Genomic DNA, 18,831 nt, shown 5'->3' with positions numbered 1-18,831 from the left:
GAACATTTTTTGAAAAACTAAATAAAATATTCGTATTTTAGGGGTGTAAATGATGGAAAACGTATTCGACTATGAAGATATTCAATTAATTCCTGCAAAATGTATTGTGAACAGCCGCTCTGAATGTGATACAACTGTCACTTTAGGTAAACATAAATTCAAATTACCTGTCGTACCTGCAAATATGCAAACGATTATTGATGAAAGAATTGCAACTTATTTAGCTGAAAACAATTACTTCTATATCATGCATCGTTTCCAACCAGAGAAACGTATCTCATTCATTAGAGATATGCAATCACGTGGATTAATCGCTTCTATTAGCGTTGGTGTAAAAGAGGACGAGTATGAATTCGTACAACAATTAGCTGCAGAGCAACTTACACCTGAATACATCACGATTGATATTGCACACGGACACTCTAATGCTGTAATCAACATGATTCAACATATTAAAAAGCATTTACCAGAAAGCTTCGTTATCGCTGGAAACGTTGGAACTCCAGAAGCGGTAAGAGAATTAGAAAACGCTGGTGCTGACGCAACAAAAGTCGGTATTGGACCTGGTAAAGTTTGTATTACTAAAATTAAAACAGGCTTTGGAACTGGTGGTTGGCAACTAGCTGCACTTCGCTGGTGTGCAAAAGCTGCAAGTAAGCCAATTATCGCTGATGGTGGTATTCGTACGCACGGCGACGTAGCTAAATCTATTCGATTTGGGGCGACTATGGTTATGATCGGTTCTCTATTCGCTGGTCATGAAGAGTCTCCAGGGGAAACAATCGAAAAAGACGGCAAACTTTATAAAGAGTACTTCGGTTCAGCTTCTGAATTCCAAAAAGGTGAGAAGAAAAACGTTGAAGGTAAGAAAATGTTCGTTGAGCATAAAGGTTCTTTAGAAGATACTTTAATCGAAATGGAACAAGATCTTCAATCTTCTATCTCTTACGCTGGCGGAACAAAATTAGATTCAATTCGTACTGTAGATTATGTAGTCGTGAAAAACTCTATTTTCAACGGTGATAAAGTATATTAATTTTTAAATTTAACTCGAAGGACAAGCATTTTTATGTTTGTCCTTCTTTTTCATATATAGAAATGTAAAATATTTTCATTTTACCGAATTTTCTAGTATCATGTTTTTAGATACTTATAATAAGGGGGATATAACAAATGAAAAATGTAATTGAGAAACGCCATATTCGCGCAGAAGTCCCTACTGAACTAACATGGGACCTCTCTGATTTATTCGAATCTGATAAAGATTGGGAAACTGCATTACGTGTATTAACAGACGATTTAAAAAAACTTGATGCGTTTAAAGGAAAATTACATACTAGTCCCACTACCTTATTGCATTGCCTACTTTTAGAAGAAGAGCTTTTAATGAAGTTAACAAAACTATACTCCTATGCAAATTTAAAAGAATCAACTGATCGTACAAATCCAGTTATTCAAGCGAACTCTTCCAAAATTGCTGCTTTATGGACGAAAGTACATACTGCATTATCCTTTATCCATAATGAAATCCTCTCATTCGACGAAGGAACAATTGAAAAATATTTAGCTGAAGAAACAAAACTCGAACCTTTCCGTAAATCATTACTAGACATACTAAAAAAAAGGCCGCACACGCTCTCTCCTGAAACAGAAGAAGCTCTTGCTGCACTTGGCGAAGTACATAGTTCTCCATACAAAATTTACGGTATGACTAAATTAGCCGATATGGATTTTACCTCCATACAAGATGAACAAGGAAACGAACTCCCTGTATCATTTGCATTATTTGAAAGTAAATATGAGTTTTCTCCAAGCGTAGACATACGTAGAAAAGCATACTCTTCATTTGTTTCCACGTTGAAACGATATAAAAATACAGTGGCAACAACATATGCGACTGAAGTAAAAAAACAAGTGACACTTTCTCGCTTACGCAAATTTGAATCTGTTACTCATATGCTTCTAGAACCTCAAAAAGTTCCACTTGAAATGTATAACAATCAACTTGATATTATTTATAAAGAATTAGCGCCTCATATGCGCCGCTTTGCAGATTTAAAAAAGAAAGTATTAGGACTCGATCAAATGCTGTTCTGCGACTTACATGCACCTTTAGATCCCGAATTTAATCCAACCATCACATACAAGGAGGCTGGTAAATTAATTCAAGATTCTTTAAAGGTATTAGGCGATGAATATAGTTCCATTATCGAAAAAGGATTTAAAGAGAGATGGGTCGATCTTGCAGATAATGTAGGGAAATCAACAGGGGCATTTTGTTCAAGTCCATATGGTTCTCATCCATACATTTTAATTACATGGCAAAATACGATGCGTGGATGCTTCACATTAGCCCATGAATTTGGGCATGCTGGTCATTTTTATTTAGCAAATAAAAACCAGCGTATTATGAATGTACGTCCATCTATGTACTTTGTCGAAGCACCATCTACGATGAACGAATTACTATTAGCCCAGCATTTATTAGCGACGACTGACGATAAGAGAATGCGTAGATGGGTGATTCTGCAACTACTCGGCACATATTATCATAACTTTGTTACTCACTTACTTGAGGGAGAATATCAAAGAAGAGTATATACCCTAGCAGAAGAAGGAGAAGCACTTACAGCTACAACTTTAACTGAAATAAAAACAAATGTCCTTTCGACATTCTGGGGAAATTCTGTAGAAATTGACGAGGACGCTGGCTTAACTTGGATGCGTCAACCTCATTACTATATGGGCTTATATTCTTACACCTATTCCGCGGGCCTCACCGCATCTACTGCGGTAGCTCAAATGATTAAAGAGGAAAGGCAACCTGCCGTTGATCGCTGGTTAGATGTACTTCGCGCTGGTGGTACGATGAAACCACTTGAATTAATGAAACATGCTGGAGTAGATATGTCAAAACCAGATGCAATCCGTAAAGCTGTTTCTTACGTCAGTTCCTTAATTGATGAATTAGAACGCTCTTATCAAGAATAAAAAATAAGCCCTCGCTTTATGAGGGCTTGTTTCATATTTATTTTCCAAATCTTTTACGGTATCCACATTTTCTGCATAGCTCTTCGACTGCAACTCTTTTCGAAAATCCATCGACAATGTTTGTTGCTCTTTCACCTTCTATAATGTTAGAAAATGAGTCATTATTAATATTCCCAAGGTTAATAATCCCCTCACCATCTAAACAACAAGGAATAACCGTTCCGTTCGCTAAAATACCAGCTTGATTTCGAAGACCATGACAGAATCCTTTTCCATCATCCTCTTCTTCATGTAATGCTGGCCACTGGAATTCATAGTCTTGATTAATGAAGACACGTTCCGCAATTTTTATACCTTTTCCTGGTGTAAGCTTCTCTTCGATTTGATAAGATAGACCAAACTCATTTTCAATGATGGATAATAAATCTCTATTTTTCTGGATTTCAGCATTTGTTTTATTATCCTGAGTTAAATTCCATAACCGTAGTGAAACAATTAAATCCGATTGACTTGTCGCCTCTCTAATGAAGGAAAGTATACTCCTTACATAACCTTCTTTATCTTGCGAACCTGGATGCCCATCAAAACTGTGCAGTGAAAAATTCATTTGTCTTAAAGCAGGCTTATTTAACAGTCTATGCCTTCTTTTATTAATTAACGTTCCGTTCGTTGTAATATTAACTTTAAACCCTTTTTCATGGCTTAAATCTAACAGTTGATCTATTTTCGGATGGAGCAATGGCTCACCCTTCACGTGCAAATAAATGTAGTCTGTGTGAGGTTTAATTTGGTCTAATCTTTTAGCAAAATCCTCCACAGAAATGAATTGCTTCTGCCTTTCCGTCGGCGGACAAAAGCTGCACGCAAGATTACATACACTCGTAATCTCCAAGTAAAACTTTTTAAACTTCTTCACCTTTAATTCCTCACTTCTATGACTACTTATACTTTTTCCTCTTCATATTACAACACACTTTTTTATAAATAGAAACATACTTATTTTAGAAAACCTTCGTACTACCTATTAATGTTTAAAAGACCATCGGTGGTTTTTTTCCAATGGTCTTTTTATATACAAAAAGTAATTTTATTTATGATACGGTTCCCCACGATTAATCCGAAATGCCCTATACACTTGCTCAAGCAATACTAATCGCATTAATTGGTGTGGTAATGTCATCTTTGAAAAAGAAAGAGATTCATTTGAACGCTTCATTACTTCTGAACTTAGTCCAAGTGATCCACCAATTACAAATGCAACTTTACTCTTTCCATATGTAGCAAGACGATCTAAGCTTACTGCAAATTCTTCTGATGATTTTTGCTTTCCTTCTATCGCTAACGCAATGACATGCGTATCGTCAGAAATTTTATCCAGTATACGTATACCTTCTTTTTCTTTTACAATTAACATTTCTGCTTCACTTAAATTTTCTGGCGCCTTTTCATCTGGTAATTCAATTACTTCTACTTTTGCGTATGCAGATAATCGTTTTAAGTATTCTGCTATACCTTGTTTTAAATATTTTTCTTTTAATTTACCAATTGAAATAATCGAGATATTCACACTCATTCCCCACCTTACAAACATGTTATCCACACAACTTATCCACATATCCACAATTGTTACCCACATATTGTGTGAGAATCTGTGTTCGATACAACATATGTCGCCTCATTTTGACAAAATTCACATGTTTTTTTCTCTTTTTCTGAGTTATCCACATTGTTAATAACTGGCGCAACTTCACACTCATCCACAATAATATCTAAAGCTAATTCAACATGTTCTAAACAACAAGGTAAATTCATATTCTTCACCTCACTTTTCTACAATAGAAAACAGGAGGTAGGCCCTCCTGTTTTTAATACTTTTGAATGCCTAGTTTAACCGTTGTTGTTGCTCGTTTTGTACCACGATAAAACGTAAGAGTCATTTTATCATTAATTTTTTTATCATATAAGGCCGTACGGAATCCGATAATATCGCGAACCGGTTTTCCATCTACTGCTACAATCACATCGTGTTCTCGTAAACCCGCATCTACACCTGGAGAAGGACTTTTCACATCTAAAATGCAAACTCCCTCTGTTACATTGCCTGGTAAATGCAATGTTTTTGACCAATGGTAATTTGGAATCTCATTTAACGATCTAAGTTCAATTCCAACATACGGTCTTCTTACTTTTCCATACTTCTCTAATTCATTCATAATTGGAACAGCTCTAGTAACAGGAATAGCTAGTCCAATTCCTTCTACTTCTTTTGCAGCAATTTTCATTGAGTTAATACCAATTAATTGACCTGCTGCGTTTACAAGCGCACCACCACTATTACCTGGATTAATTGCTGCGTCTGTTTGCAATACTTCTACTTGCCAATCATAATGTCCATCTTGATCTAAATCTACAGGGACAATACGCTCATTAGCCGAGATAATACCTTGTGTGACAGTTCCAGAAAATTGTAGCCCGAGCGGGTTTCCAATCGCAATGACTGGTTCTCCTCTACGAACAGTATTAGAATCGCCAATCTCAATTACTTTTTTCACATGCTTTGCATCTATCTCTAGTACAGCCAAATCTGTGACTACATCGGTTCCTAATACCTTTCCAGGAACCTTCTTACCGTCACTTAAACTTACTTCAATACGATTTGCTCCAGCAACAACATGATTATTCGTTACAATATAAGCTTGACCATCTGTCTTCTTATAAATTACACCTGATCCCGTACCTGCTTCTGAATCTGCCTCTGAAAAATTATCTCTTTGAATATTAATAACTCCAACAACAGCTTCAGACGCACGATCAACAGCATCCACAAAGCTAATCTGTTTAATGCCTTGAGCTTCCGCCATATTACTTCCACTTGCTTCAGCTTGCGGAAACGCGTCCGTATCATTTGAAAATAAAGGAGCTCCAAATGCAAATAACGAAGCTCCTACAATTGTTCCTGCTATGCTAGAAATAACAATACCTTTATGCTTCTTTTTTCTTGCACGTTTCATACGATAATTCTCTTCATCAATAAAGGACATATTTGTTCACCCATCTTCCTGAAAACAACTATATTCACCTTTATTGTTTACTAAAATGAAGAATTATACGTATTGAATTTTTGTAGGCATTTTCGGATCTGTATCATGAATTTCGAAGGCTTCTCCCACTCCAAATCCTTTTTCCTCTAATACTTGTGATACTGACATACGTGCTAGTTCTTTCATGTTATTATCTAAACTTAAATGGGCTAAATAAATATGTTTTGTCTCATCTGTAATTACATCCGCCATCGCTAATGCAGCGTCCTCATTACAAACGTGACCCACATCACTTAAAATACGTCGCTTAATACTCCATGGATAACGTCCCATACGAAGCATTTCCACGTCATGATTACTTTCAAACACGAAAGCATTAGCACCCTTAATAACACCTTTCATACGATCACTCACGTATCCCGTATCTGTAATAAGGGCTAACTTTCTATTATTGTTATGAAAAGCATAGAACATCGGCTCTGCCGCATCATGAGAAACCCCAAATGACTCGACCTCAATATCACCGAATGTTTTCACATCCCCAACTGAGAAAATAAACTTTTGCTCAGTTGGGATATTTCCTATTAAATGTTCCATTGCATTCCATGTTTTCTCATTTGCATAAACAGGTAAATCATATTTACGTGCCAATACACCTAACCCTTTAATATGGTCACTATGTTCATGTGTTACAAGAATACCTGATACATCATTTATATTTAGTTCTGCCTGTTTAAATAAAGCCTCTGTTGCTTTACCACTTAAACCTGCATCGACGAGCAATTTTTTTTCATCTGTTCCTACATATAGCATATTCCCTGTACTTCCACTTGCAAGTACGCTAAAATGCAACCCCATTCTTTCTCACTCCAGTATGTTCATCAACCACTTGATTTTCCCTTTCCCCTAATTCCATAACTTGTCCTTCAATTGCATTTACAAAGAAGTCCTGCTTCTGCTCCGTTTTTAAATTCCATGTTGGAGCGAGTACTTGGTTATTAGAAGTAGATGCGGTAAGGGTGGCATAACCAATTTGTGCTTCTTTTACATGTGTATTCCCATGAACTTTATTTTTTAAATACAGATTTTCTAAAGCTGTTTGAGCAGTAATAATTTCTTGCTGTTTCGTTTTTTCACTTTCGCCCATTTCTTTTAAATCAGTTAGCATCGTCTGCGTGTACGACACAAGTTCATTTTTTTCATTTAATTCCACAACAATCATTGCCTGATCGTTATAGAAAATAGGCTTATCTTTATATTTTTGGAAGAAGTAAATTTTAGAGTCTTTCATCGCCCCAAACTCATACTTTTGTCCATCCAATACATAGTTCTTCAAAAAATCACTATACTTATCTTTGGATAATGATTTTGTATTTAAAAAGGGCTCTTTTAGCTTACTTTCTATCTTGTACATATTTTGTATATGCGCCGTTTGACTCTTTAAGGACTGTACATCTTCTTCTTTAAATGCCTTGTTTTCCGCCCTAATAAATGACTCTTTTTTCGGTTCTTTAGGGAAATTACCCATAGTAATTTTGTTTGCTTTTAATTCTTGATCTATCTTTGTTTCTGCAATAAGCTCCAATTGATTACTATCTTGCTTTTGAATGAATTGAAAAATGAGAAAGAGGTCCAAAACAAAAAAGGTCACAATAAATATGGTTTTAATCCGATCCCAATCCATTTAGTCCTCCCTCACTCCACTCATATATTTTTTGTTTACCCGCTTCATCTTCAACAAACTTTACATACCAAATTGGCTGTAGTCGAGCTACTTGCCCATCTAGTGATAATTTGTATCCAATACCAATGTCTTTAATGAATCGTTTATCTACCGCGGCATTATTTTCTAAGGATGCTATTACAACGTGACCTGATGGCAGAGTAACCTTCTGTTCTATACCTTTCGTATTTAAAGACAACAACGGTCTTTCATATTCCATTACTTCTTCTGATCCCCATACTTGTCTCAATTCAGCTAATCCATCTGTATTGAATACGGAATATCCATCTTCATGTAAACGGAATACCGTCTGCCCTTTATTCATATAGTCCAAACGATATGAATCCAAACTCCCACTGTGACCATTTACAAAATCAAAGCTTTTTTGTAAAAGCACTAAATTATCTGTCGTTTTCTCACTTGAAACAGAAGAATTTTTATACTTTAGCATATGACGATCGTTTTCAATCTCCATGGACCTAATACCATCTGTAAATGTTTCTTTCGATTTCTCGGTAATAGGGCTTAAATAACGTGGGTCACTAAAAAGAGCATTCTTAAATGTGTCGACCGCTAAATTAGATGAAATATATGTTATATTACTTAATTCTGTCGTTCCATCTGGTAAAAATAGCTTTTTCATATCATTAATTTGATAGTCAAAATAAGGTTTTGCCGATACTATAAATTGATTTTGTGCATTTACAATATCTTTTAAATACACACCACTTAATTTTGCTTCATATATTCTAGAGTTATCGCCATCAGAAACAAAATTAATTTTAATTTCTTGCTCCCTACTTCTAGAAGGGTCAAGAATAATTCGATTAAAATGTTTAGGCTTATCTATACTTTTTTCTTTCATATTAAACATAGATTTAACTGCATCAAATGGGATGTTGGTAGGAAAAACAAGTTCCATTTTCCCTTCACCATGCACATAAGAAAGGAAATCAGCCTTAGCAATCGATATCTCTTTGAAATCATGTAATTCCCCTGCTTCCAAAGGTTTATAGATTGATTCTATATCGCCCTCTCTTTTGCTCCCGTAATGATTTTTATCTTTATGCACGATGATAGAAGTAGGACGGACAACATCAGCGATTTTAGTTTGAGTAGTTCCTTCATTCCCCTGCACAAATTTTGCGTTTTGCATAGACGTGGAATCTGGCACATACGTCCATAAGTTAAAAGTAAGAAATAGGCTAATTACAACTAAATTAATTAAAACTATCGTTTTAACATTTTCCATACTCATTCCCAATCGTCCTCTACATCCGCTGCCATTGGCAATGTGAAGTAAATAGTTGTCCCTTTTCCTTCCTCACTCTTCGCCCAAATCGAGCCACCATGCGCCTCAATCATTTCTTTCGCAATTGCTAATCCAAGTCCTGTACCACCCATTTGTCTTGAACGTGCTTTATCTACGCGATAAAAACGTTCAAAGATTTTATCGACGTTTTCTTTTGGAATACCCATTCCTTGGTCACTTACACTAATCTCTAATAATTCCCCCCGATCACGTAAGCGATATGTTACTGTTCCACCTTCTGGTGAATACTTTAATGCATTCGAAATAATGTTATACAAAACTTGCGTAATTTTATCCGTATCCATATCAATAAATCGGGATTTCTTAGAGAAAGATCGTTTGAAACTTACGTTTTGCTCTTTAGACATTTCAAAACGATCAATAATGTTATTAAAGAAGTCAGTAAAGTCGACCCATTCTTTCATTAAACGATGTTCTGTACTATCAAGTTTAGAAAGTTGCAATAACGCATTTACAAGTCTAATCATTCTTTCTGTTTCTTCTTGTGTAACTGTTAAAAATTGCGGTGCAATATTCGGATCTTGCCACGCGCCGTCCGTAAGTGCCTCTAAGTAACTACGCATCGTTGTTAATGGCGTTCTTAATTCATGGGAAACGTTTGCCACAAACTCGCGGCGTTCCCTTTCTATACGCTCCTGCTCAGTTACATCATATAATACGGCAATTAAACCATTTGCTTTCCCTGTCTCTTTTTGAATAACAGAGAAACTAGCACGTAAAATATATGGCTCATTTCTCGTACTAAAATCTAATAAAACGGAATCAGGCTCTTCGTATAAATGATCGAGCGTAAATTCTTCTTGTATCCCTAATACTTCTAAAACAGATTGATCGAGCGCCGTTTCACGCGAAACATTTAGCATCTTTTCCGCAGGATCATTTAATAAAATAATGTCTCCTTTTCGGTCAGTAGCAATTACTCCATCTGTCATATGTGATAAAACGGATGATAATTTACGTCTTTCACTTTCAGTTGAAGAACGAGCTTGTTGTAATTTTTTTGATAAATTATTGAAAGATAATGCTAATTGTCCAATTTCATCATGGCTATGCACTTTTACTTTTCTTGAATAGTTTCCTTTTGCCATTTCAATCGCTTGTCTTCGCATATCTGAGATTGGTCTCGTAATCGTTTGAGCTAACAAAATTCCCAGTACAGCTGTTACGAGTAATGCAATAACGGTTCCAGTCGCAAAAATTTGATTAATATCCTTCATCTGTTTATAAACATCTTCCATAGATGCAACAATGTAAATAACACCAAGTGCATCCTTGCCGTTATCATCTAGAATAGGAGTAAGCATAACTTGTACACGATGGCCTGTGCGACCATCCTTCTCAATTTTCACTTCTGGCTTTTTTTGTACCAATACCCGCTGAACAGCTATATCAGTTGATGTTCTATTTACCTTGTTTTGCTTTGACTCATCTGAAATAGCGAGTAACTTTCTATGCGAATCAAATACACTTACCTCTTGGATATCTTTCTTTCGATCAGAGGCAAATTTTCGAATTGAAGTTTTAATCGTTTCATCTGTTGATTCTGTTTCTGCTTTTGTATAACTTTTTTTAAACTCTTGTTTCAAGTTATATGCTAATAAGTTCGTTTGCTGCGTTAAAGAATCTCTAAAGCCTTGTACAAGACTCTTTTCTAACTCTCTTACAAAATATACCCCAATCACTTGCATAGCTATTAATATTAATAGCATATATATGAGTACAAATTTTAAATGAATAGATTGAAAAAAACCAACTTTCTTCATATACTATTCCTGCTCTGGGTCACGCAAGTAATACCCTACTCCACGTCTAGTTACAATTAAAGTAGGATGACTTGGATTATCTTCAATTTTTTCACGTAAACGACGCACTGTTACATCCACTGTACGTACATCTCCAAAATAGTCATAACCCCAAACTGTTTGCAATAAATGTTCACGAGTCATAACTTGTCCTAAATGTTTGGCTAAATAATGTAGTAGCTCAAATTCACGATGTGTAAGTTCAATATTTTCCTCACGTTTCGTTACACTATACGCATTTGAATTGATAACGATTGGTCCAATAACCATTTCCGTATTTTCTTCTTTTTCTGCAGCACCGCCTTGTTGATGGCGACGTAAATTCGCCTTCACACGAGCAAGTAATTCCCTCGTACTAAATGGCTTCGTTACATAATCATCTGCTCCAAGCTCAAGTCCTAATACTTTATCAATTTCAGAGTCCTTTGCTGTAAGCATAATAATCGGCATTTCTGAGCTTTTACGTATTTCACGGCAAACCTCTAAGCCATCCTTACCTGGTAGCATAATATCTAATAAAACCATATCTGGCTGCTCTTCATTCGCTTTTTCAATCGCTTCATCACCATCATGCGCCATTACAATTTCAAAACCTTCTTTTTCTAGGTTGAACTTCAAAATATCCGCAATCGGCTTTTCATCATCAACTACTAAAATTTTCTTTCCCATCATCGTCTATTTCCTCCTTATAAAGTGAAACTTTAATCGGTGTTGGTTTTCTTCATCCCACACCTAACTTCTTTACCTTCGCTGAATTTTTGGGTGGGGTCTTACTGCTCGGCAAATAGCGGGTAAAAATATGGTCAATATCCCTAAACACATTGATGTCTACATAGTATGTCCCTATATGACCGCATCTTTTGCTTAAGTACTTTCTCCTCTATTCTCACAGACTCATGTATGATCCACTTTTACACGGAATCCTATACGATCTATAGAAAAACCTCTAGCTTCAACTGCTAGAGGCTTCTCATTCTATTTTAAAATAACTACTCACTTTTGTAAAATTACACAAATAAAAAGGATATTAAGTGGGCCCACTTAATATCCTGAGAGTGGCTCGGGACGGAATCGAACCGCCGACACGAGGATTTTCAGTCCTCTGCTCTACCGACTGAGCTACCGAGCCAAAACTATATATAAAACCACTAATGGTGGTATAAACAAAAGTGGCGGTCCCGACCGGGGTCGAACCGGCGATCTCCTGCGTGACAGGCAGGCATGTTAACCACTACACCACGGGACCAAAAATGAACATAAAAAAAACATGACCCGTACGGGATTCGAACCCGTGTTACCGCCGTGAAAGGGCGGTGTCTTAACCACTTGACCAACGGGCCACGAAAAATAAAATGGTGAGCCATGAAGGATTCGAACCTTCGACCCTCTGATTAAAAGTCAGATGCTCTACCAACTGAGCTAATGGCTCATACTCACCAACGTCATATTTTCGTGACGACAAGATGTATCATAACATGTTTTCTTTGTTTTTTGCAATACCTTTTTTATTTTTTTATAAAAGATAAGAAAAAACTCATGCGGACATGAGTTTTTTCTCAAAAATATCAATTAAGCTTCGTATACGTTACGAACAATATTTGTTTGGTTACGATCTGGTCCAACTGAGAACATAGATAATTGAATTCCTGTTAACTCAGAAACACGTTCTACGTATTTTCGTGCATTTTCAGGAAGCTCGTCTAATGATTTTACACCAGTAATATCTTCTGTCCAACCTGGAAGCTCTTCGTATACAGGCTCACATTTCGCTAAAATGTTTAAGTTTGCTGGAACTTCATCGATAACTTCGCCATTGTATTTGTAAGCAACACAAATTTTAAGAGTCGGAATACCTGTTAGAACGTCGATAGAATTTAATGATAAATCTGTTAAACCACTAACACGACGTGCATGTCTTACAACAACGCTATCGAACCAACCAACGCGGCGTGGACGACCAGTTGTCGTTCCATACTCACGACCAACTTCACGAATTTGATGACCAATTTCATCATGAAGCTCAGTAGGGAAAGGACCATCACCTACGCGGCTTGTATATGCTTTACACACACCTACAACGCGAGTAACTTTCGCAGGACCAACTCCAGTTCCAACTGTTACACCACCAGCAATCGGGTTAGAAGATGTAACGAACGGGTACGTACCGTGGTCGATATCAAGCATAACACCTTGTGCACCTTCAAATAATACACGGTGATTGTTATCTAGTGCATCATTTAATACAACAGACGTATCACATACATATTGCGCGATTTGTTGTCCGTACTCGAAGTACTCTTCGAAGATTTCTTCTACACTGAAACCTTCTGTATCGTACATTTTTTCAAATAAACGATTTTTTTCTACTAAATTGCGCTCAAGCTTTTCTTTAAATGCTTCACGGTCTAAAAGATCAGCCATACGAATACCAATACGAGCAGCTTTATCCATATATGCAGGACCGATACCTTTTTTCGTTGTACCGATTTTATTATCACCTTTACTTGCTTCTTCTAATTCATCTTGTTTTAAGTGATAAGGTAAAATAACGTGTGCACGGTTACTTACACGTAAATTATCAGTACTTACACCACGATCGTGTAAGTATTTTAACTCTTCAAGTAATGCTTTCGGATCTACTACTAAGCCATTTCCGATTACACAAATTTTCTCTTTATAGAAAATACCAGATGGAATTAAGTGTAATTTATATTTAACTCCGCCGAAAACAATTGTATGTCCCGCGTTATTTCCACCTTGATATCTTGCAACTACTTCCGCATGCTCAGAAAGAAAATCAGTGATTTTACCTTTTCCTTCGTCGCCCCATTGTGTTCCTACAACTACTACTGAAGACATTATTAAAGCACCTCCGCGATTTTCAAACGATCTATTCAAACAATATAATTGTACCAAAACCGAAAAAGAAGTCAACCAAAAAGCGAACATTTTTTTATTAAAAAACATTTTCGTTCGTAAGAATTATATTTTCACATTATGAAAGCCTTATCTTTCCTATAAAAAAAAAGAAACACATCTTATTATAAGAAATGCGTTTCTTTTTTATACTATCTTTATGCAGGCGGCGCATGTCCATCCTCGAAGCGACGTTCTAAGTTAACGAACTTATTGAATTCTTTAACGAATGCGAGCTCTACTGAGCCTACAGGACCATTACGCTGCTTTGCAATAATAATTTCAATCGTATTTTTATTTTCCGTTTCTCGGTCATAGTAATCTTCACGATATAAGAAGGCTACAATATCAGCATCCTGCTCGATACTTCCCGATTCACGAATATCAGACATCATCGGACGTTTATCTTGACGAGATTCTACACCACGAGATAACTGTGACAAGGCAATAACAGGCACTTGCAATTCACGCGCAATCCCTTTTAATGTACGAGAAATCTCAGATACTTCCTGCTGACGGTTTTCTCCTGATTTCCCACTTCCTTGAATAAGCTGTAAATAGTCAATCAAAACCATCCCAAGGCCTTGTTCTTGCTTTAATCTACGACATTTCGCTCGAATCTCATTTACTTTAATCCCTGGTGTATCATCAATATAGATACCAGCATTAGAAAGGCTACCCATCGCCATTGTTAATTTCGCCCAATCATCAGAAGTTAATGAACCGGTACGAAGTCTTTGTGCATCAATATTTCCTTCTGCACAAAGCATACGCATAACAAGCTGATCAGAGCCCATCTCTAGACTAAAAATCGCTACATTTTCATCCGTTTTCGTCGCTACGTTTTGTGCGATATTTAATGAAAATGCGGTTTTCCCTACTGACGGACGTGCCGCTACGATGATTAAATCATTTCGCTGGAAACCTGCGGTCATCTTATCTAATTCTGTAAATCCAGTTGGTATCCCAGTAACTTCACCTTTTTGATTATGCAAAAGTTCAATTTTATCGTAAGCATCTACAAGAACATCTTTAATGTTTTGGAATGCTTTTGCATTTGTTTGGTGAGATACTTCTAATATTTTTTTCTCAGCCTCATTTAAAAGACCATCCACGTCATCTTCTCTCTCATACCCATCAGATACGATATGAGTCGCCGTTCGAATCAAACGACGTAACAGCGCCTTTTCAGCGATGATTCGTGCATAATATTCTACGTTAGCAGCAGTTGGAACAACTTCTGCTAATTCTGCTAAGTAAGAAACCCCACCAACTTCTTCTAATAATCCTTGATCAGCCATTGCTGATGTCATTATTACTAAGTCAATCGGTTCTCCTTTATCAGATAACCCAAGCATGACTTCAAAAATCTTTTGATGTTTCGTTCGATAAAATGAGTCAGGTACCAATAGTTCCGATGCTGACGTTAATGCATCTTGATCAATTAATATGGCCCCTAAAACCGCCTGCTCAGCCTCTATATTATGTGGAGGGGTACGATCAGCCATTACATCACTCATACGCAATCCCCCTTGCTTAACTTATTTTTATTGTTCACTAACATGAACTTTTACTGTTGCAGTTACTTGCGGATGCAACTTCACAGTAACGTTTGTATAGCCTAATGCACGAATCGCATCATCCATTTCAAATTTACGTTTATCAAGTTTAATTTTATGTGATTTTTGCATTGCATCTACGATTTGTTTACTTGTGATTGAACCGAATAGACGGCCACCTTCTCCAGATTTCGCCTTTACTTCTACAGTTAGTTTTTCTAACGTTTCTTTCAACTCTTTTGCATTTTCAACCTCTGCTGCTGCATCTTTTTCTTCTTTTCGCTTTTGAGCTTCTAAAGTTTTCATACTGCTATTTGTCGCTTCAGCAGCTAATCCTTGTTTTAGTAAGAAGTTATTTGCATAACCATCTGGTACGTTTTTTATTTCCCCTTTTTTCCCTTTACCTTTTACGTCTTTTAGAAAAATTACTTTCATGATTGTGTGCCTCCCTGTAAATAGTCATCAATAACAAATCGAAGCTTCTCCTCAGCTTCATCTACTGTAACATTTTTCATTTGTGTGGCTGCATTCGTTAAATGCCCGCCACCGCCTAAATTCTCCATAATTAGCTGCACGTTCACTTCACCTAAAGACCTGCCGCTAATTCCAATGAAATTCTCGCCACGTTTCGCAATAACAAATGACGCAATAATTCCTGTCATTGTTAATAATGTGTCCGCTGATTGCGCGATAAGCACTTGATCGTAGTAATCATCACTATCAACTTTTGCAATCGCAATTCCATTTGTATAAATGTACGCATTTTTAATAGCTTTTGCAACCCGTAAATACTGATCCATATCTTCTTTTAAAAGCTCTTGTACAAGTACAGTATCTGCACCATGTGAGCGTAAATAAGAAGCGGCATCAAACGTACGAGCACCCGTGCGGAATGTAAAGCTTTTCGTATCAACAATAATACCAGCTAACAATGCTGTTGCTTCTAACATTGTCATTTTTAAATTTTTCGGTTGGTATTCCAGTAATTCTGTAACAAGTTCTGCCGTGGAAGAAGCATATGGCTCCATGTAAACAAGCAATGGATCTTCAATAAAATCTTCTCCTCGGCGATGATGGTCAATAACAACTACGTTTTCAATTTTGTGTAACAGCTTTTCTTCCATCACCATTGAAGGTTTATGCGTATCAACAACAACAAGTAAAGAATCATCATTTGCAAATTCCATCGCTTGTCCTGGTGTAATAAAGTGCGACCATAACTCTTCGTTTTGTTTCACTTTATCCATCAAACGCTTAATTCCCTTATCAGAATCATTTTCATCTAACACAATATATCCTTTGCGCTCATTTAATTGTGCTACCTTTAAAATACCAATCGCAGCACCAATTGCGTCCATATCAGGAGCCCTATGCCCCATTATAATGACATTACTACTTTCTAACACTAAATCCTTTAATGCATGCGAAATAACTCTGGCACGTACACGAGTACGTTTTTCAACTGGATTTGTCTTACCACCATAAAACTTAACTTTACCTGTCGCTTGTTTAATAGCTACTTGATCTCCACCACGGCCAAGCGCAAGGTCTAAACCGGACTGAGCCATTGCCCCAAGCTCTGATAAAGGTAAATCACCTGATCCAACACCTACACTTAAGGTGAGTGGTATATTCCTTTTGGATGTTTCTTCACGCACCTGATCTAAAATGCTAAACTTCCCTTTCTCCATCTGTGCTAAAATACTCTCATTTAGTACAACGAAGAATCTTTCTGAAGATGCACGTTTTAAATATGCCCCATACTTAACGGCCCATTCATTTAGTCGTGATGTTACAAGACTTGTTATATTCGTACGTAATTGATCATCTAACCCTTGTGTAACCTCATCATAATTATCTAAATAAATAACAGCCAAAACAGTGCGTTGATCCTCGTACATCTTTTCAATCTCTGTTTGTTCCGTTACATCAAAGAAATAAATTAACTTTTCTTCTTTCCTTACAAAAACGCGAAACTTTCGGTTATTTAAAGAGACTATATCATCGGAAGTTTCTCCCTTAATAAAAAGAAGTAACGTTTCTGATACATCATAAAGATGCCATCCAGCTAATGCATGCTGTCCTAGACATGAAGATAAATAAGGATTCGCCCAATCAATCCCATAATCCTTATTGTATAACAAAATACCAATCGGCATTTGGTTAAACGCTTCATTACTCACTTTCTTTACTCTTGTAATCATATCTGTCGTATACTTTTCGAAATTCCTTTGAAAGGTCAGTTCAAAACGTATAACAACAAAAAGTACAATGCAAAAAATAAAAAAGGTGGATATCCCCATAATTAAATGAAAATAACAGAGGATCGCAATGAGCACAAGCACGAAAAATGCCAATACATAAACAGGATATAAAAACCACTGTTTCTTATAAAATTCAGGCATGTATACAACTCCTATAAAGTAAAACTAACTCTCCTTCCAGTTAGTTAAACAGATTAAAATAGTATAAGGAATATTACTTTATCCTCCTATTTTAGTACGCAATGAAATCCCTAAATCAATTATACCTAAGATTGTCACAAGAGGAAACAGCATCGGAATAAACATGCAGACAATAAAACTAATAATAGGAACTCCTTTCGTAAAACCTTTCCTATGCGCTATAAAAGCGATAAATGTCAGACCTTGTAGTACTAGTAGTAAAGCAAATATGACATATAGGTTAGAAAATACCATATGTAAATATGATGTCGGTTCTACTTTTATAAAAGTTGATAGCAAAATAAATATAACGTAATACCAAACAATACTCTTTGGTAATTGTATATCTTTAAATTTAGGCCAAGGTATAACGTCATGCTTTAGTTCTCTCAAAACACTACCTGATATCATAACTGTAATCCAAGAAAAACATACCGAGACCATTACAAGCAAACTTGGGAATAATGTTTGTAACACATCATTAAATTGTGCAAATAATTCTTTTTGCTCTTTACTAATAGGCATACCAGCAGTAGTGACTATTTTTTCACTTTGCGCCATACTTTCATTAAGCATATTTTGCATTTGCTTCATTAAATCTATGTTAAAAAACTTTATACTTGCAACATAAATGAGCATAATAGCAATTAAGTACGCAAGCGTCCCCGCCATCAAAATTTCTACCGGTTTTTTTTGTTTTTTATACATATATCCTAAAACGATACCTATCAATCCAAACATAGTTGTCTTTGCTAGGTTCATCGGTTGACTGACAATAACAGTAATAAAAAGCGCCGCTGTAAAAATTACAAAGGCATTAGATAATCTATATCTTATCGTTAGCAATATAAACGGCAATGGCAACGCAAACGTTACAACTGTACCTAAAATTGGAACATACATAGATATAAGCAATAACATTGCATATATCGCTAACAGTGCTGCACCCTCAGTAATAAATTTCGTATTTTTCATTATCTAACCTCTCTTTCAAAAAAGAAAAGCATAGCAAAATGCACAGT

At 36.2% G+C, this 18,831-nt stretch carries 16 protein-coding genes and 4 tRNA genes; 2 read left to right on the top strand and 18 right to left on the bottom strand.

Going from position 1 to position 18,831, the window contains the following annotated elements; all coding sequences use genetic code 11:
- Positions 1-52: 52 nt before the first annotated feature.
- Both guaC and pepF read left to right on the top strand, forming a co-directional pair.
- Positions 53-1,036, top strand: a complete 984-nt coding sequence (guaC, locus tag FS802_RS27940) for a GMP reductase (RefSeq protein ID WP_000432444.1) — start codon at positions 53-55, stop codon at positions 1,034-1,036.
- 137 nt (positions 1,037-1,173) lie between these two features.
- A complete protein-coding gene (gene pepF / locus FS802_RS27935; protein ID WP_098708167.1) occupies positions 1,174-2,991 on the top strand; it encodes an oligoendopeptidase F in 1,818 nt (605 codons plus the stop codon).
- A gap of 37 nt (positions 2,992-3,028) precedes the next feature.
- Here the strand turns inward: pepF and FS802_RS27930 are convergent, their stop codons facing one another.
- The 18 genes from FS802_RS27930 to FS802_RS27845 all read right to left on the bottom strand — a co-directional run bounded on the left by FS802_RS27930 (position 3,029) and on the right by FS802_RS27845 (position 18,784).
- Complete coding sequence (locus tag FS802_RS27930) at positions 3,029-3,907, bottom strand: radical SAM/SPASM domain-containing protein (protein WP_000713629.1); 879 nt, start codon at positions 3,905-3,907, stop codon at positions 3,029-3,031.
- A gap of 171 nt (positions 3,908-4,078) precedes the next feature.
- Positions 4,079-4,558: a 23S rRNA (pseudouridine(1915)-N(3))-methyltransferase RlmH gene (gene rlmH, locus FS802_RS27925; RefSeq protein ID WP_001027003.1), complete on the bottom strand. Its 480-nt coding sequence runs from the start codon at positions 4,556-4,558 to the stop codon at positions 4,079-4,081.
- Between the two features lie 59 nt (positions 4,559-4,617).
- On the bottom strand, positions 4,618-4,803 hold the full coding sequence (locus tag FS802_RS27920) for a CxxH/CxxC protein (RefSeq protein WP_001052827.1): 186 nt from the start codon (positions 4,801-4,803) through the stop codon (positions 4,618-4,620).
- A gap of 53 nt (positions 4,804-4,856) precedes the next feature.
- Positions 4,857-6,032, bottom strand: coding sequence for a S1C family serine protease (locus tag FS802_RS27915; RefSeq protein WP_098653630.1), 1,176 nt, complete (start codon positions 6,030-6,032; stop codon positions 4,857-4,859).
- Between the two features lie 63 nt (positions 6,033-6,095).
- Positions 6,096-6,890: an MBL fold metallo-hydrolase gene (locus FS802_RS27910; RefSeq protein ID WP_000522836.1), complete on the bottom strand. Its 795-nt coding sequence runs from the start codon at positions 6,888-6,890 to the stop codon at positions 6,096-6,098.
- Positions 6,874-7,716 (bottom strand): two-component system regulatory protein YycI, encoded by an 843-nt coding sequence (locus tag FS802_RS27905; RefSeq protein ID WP_000383734.1) that lies wholly within the window; start codon positions 7,714-7,716, stop codon positions 6,874-6,876. The genes FS802_RS27910 and FS802_RS27905 overlap by 17 nt, the downstream gene beginning before the upstream one ends.
- Positions 7,697-9,013 (bottom strand): YycH family regulatory protein, encoded by a 1,317-nt coding sequence (locus tag FS802_RS27900; RefSeq protein WP_098653629.1) that lies wholly within the window; start codon positions 9,011-9,013, stop codon positions 7,697-7,699. The genes FS802_RS27905 and FS802_RS27900 overlap by 20 nt, the downstream gene beginning before the upstream one ends.
- Positions 9,010-10,851 carry a cell wall metabolism sensor histidine kinase WalK gene (gene walK / locus FS802_RS27895; RefSeq protein WP_098653628.1) on the bottom strand — a complete coding sequence of 614 codons (1,842 nt, stop codon included), beginning with the start codon at positions 10,849-10,851 and terminating at the stop codon, positions 9,010-9,012. The genes FS802_RS27900 and walK overlap by 4 nt, the downstream gene beginning before the upstream one ends.
- Before the next feature lie 3 nt (positions 10,852-10,854).
- Positions 10,855-11,562, bottom strand: a complete 708-nt coding sequence (gene walR, locus FS802_RS27890; RefSeq protein WP_000971866.1) for a cell wall metabolism DNA-binding response regulator WalR — start codon at positions 11,560-11,562, stop codon at positions 10,855-10,857.
- A 384-nt stretch (positions 11,563-11,946) separates the two neighbouring features.
- Positions 11,947-12,019: transfer RNA gene (locus tag FS802_RS27885), tRNA-Phe, on the bottom strand.
- A gap of 41 nt (positions 12,020-12,060) precedes the next feature.
- Positions 12,061-12,136, bottom strand: a tRNA-Asp gene (locus FS802_RS27880).
- A 22-nt stretch (positions 12,137-12,158) separates the two neighbouring features.
- Positions 12,159-12,230, bottom strand: a tRNA-Glu gene (locus tag FS802_RS27875).
- A 13-nt stretch (positions 12,231-12,243) separates the two neighbouring features.
- Positions 12,244-12,319: transfer RNA gene (locus tag FS802_RS27870), tRNA-Lys, on the bottom strand.
- A 140-nt stretch (positions 12,320-12,459) separates the two neighbouring features.
- Positions 12,460-13,749, bottom strand: coding sequence for an adenylosuccinate synthase (locus FS802_RS27865; protein ID WP_000100228.1), 1,290 nt, complete (start codon positions 13,747-13,749; stop codon positions 12,460-12,462).
- A 215-nt stretch (positions 13,750-13,964) separates the two neighbouring features.
- Positions 13,965-15,326: a replicative DNA helicase gene (gene dnaB, locus FS802_RS27860; RefSeq protein ID WP_001286242.1), complete on the bottom strand. Its 1,362-nt coding sequence runs from the start codon at positions 15,324-15,326 to the stop codon at positions 13,965-13,967.
- Positions 15,327-15,353: 27 nt separating this feature from the next.
- The gene (gene rplI / locus FS802_RS27855) at positions 15,354-15,800 is read right to left on the bottom strand and encodes a 50S ribosomal protein L9 (protein WP_000864225.1); all 447 of its coding nucleotides are present in this window, start codon (positions 15,798-15,800) and stop codon (positions 15,354-15,356) included.
- Positions 15,797-17,770, bottom strand: coding sequence for a DHH family phosphoesterase (locus FS802_RS27850; protein WP_001113911.1), 1,974 nt, complete (start codon positions 17,768-17,770; stop codon positions 15,797-15,799). The genes rplI and FS802_RS27850 overlap by 4 nt, the downstream gene beginning before the upstream one ends.
- Before the next feature lie 78 nt (positions 17,771-17,848).
- Positions 17,849-18,784, bottom strand: coding sequence for a YybS family protein (locus tag FS802_RS27845; protein WP_144525649.1), 936 nt, complete (start codon positions 18,782-18,784; stop codon positions 17,849-17,851).
- Between the last annotated feature and the right edge of the window lie 47 nt (positions 18,785-18,831).

The organism is Bacillus sp. DE0042, assembly GCF_007680225.1.
GTDB lineage: Bacteria > Bacillota > Bacilli > Bacillales > Bacillaceae_G > Bacillus_A > Bacillus_A wiedmannii.
This window is presented reverse-complemented; position numbering and strand designations above follow the sequence as displayed.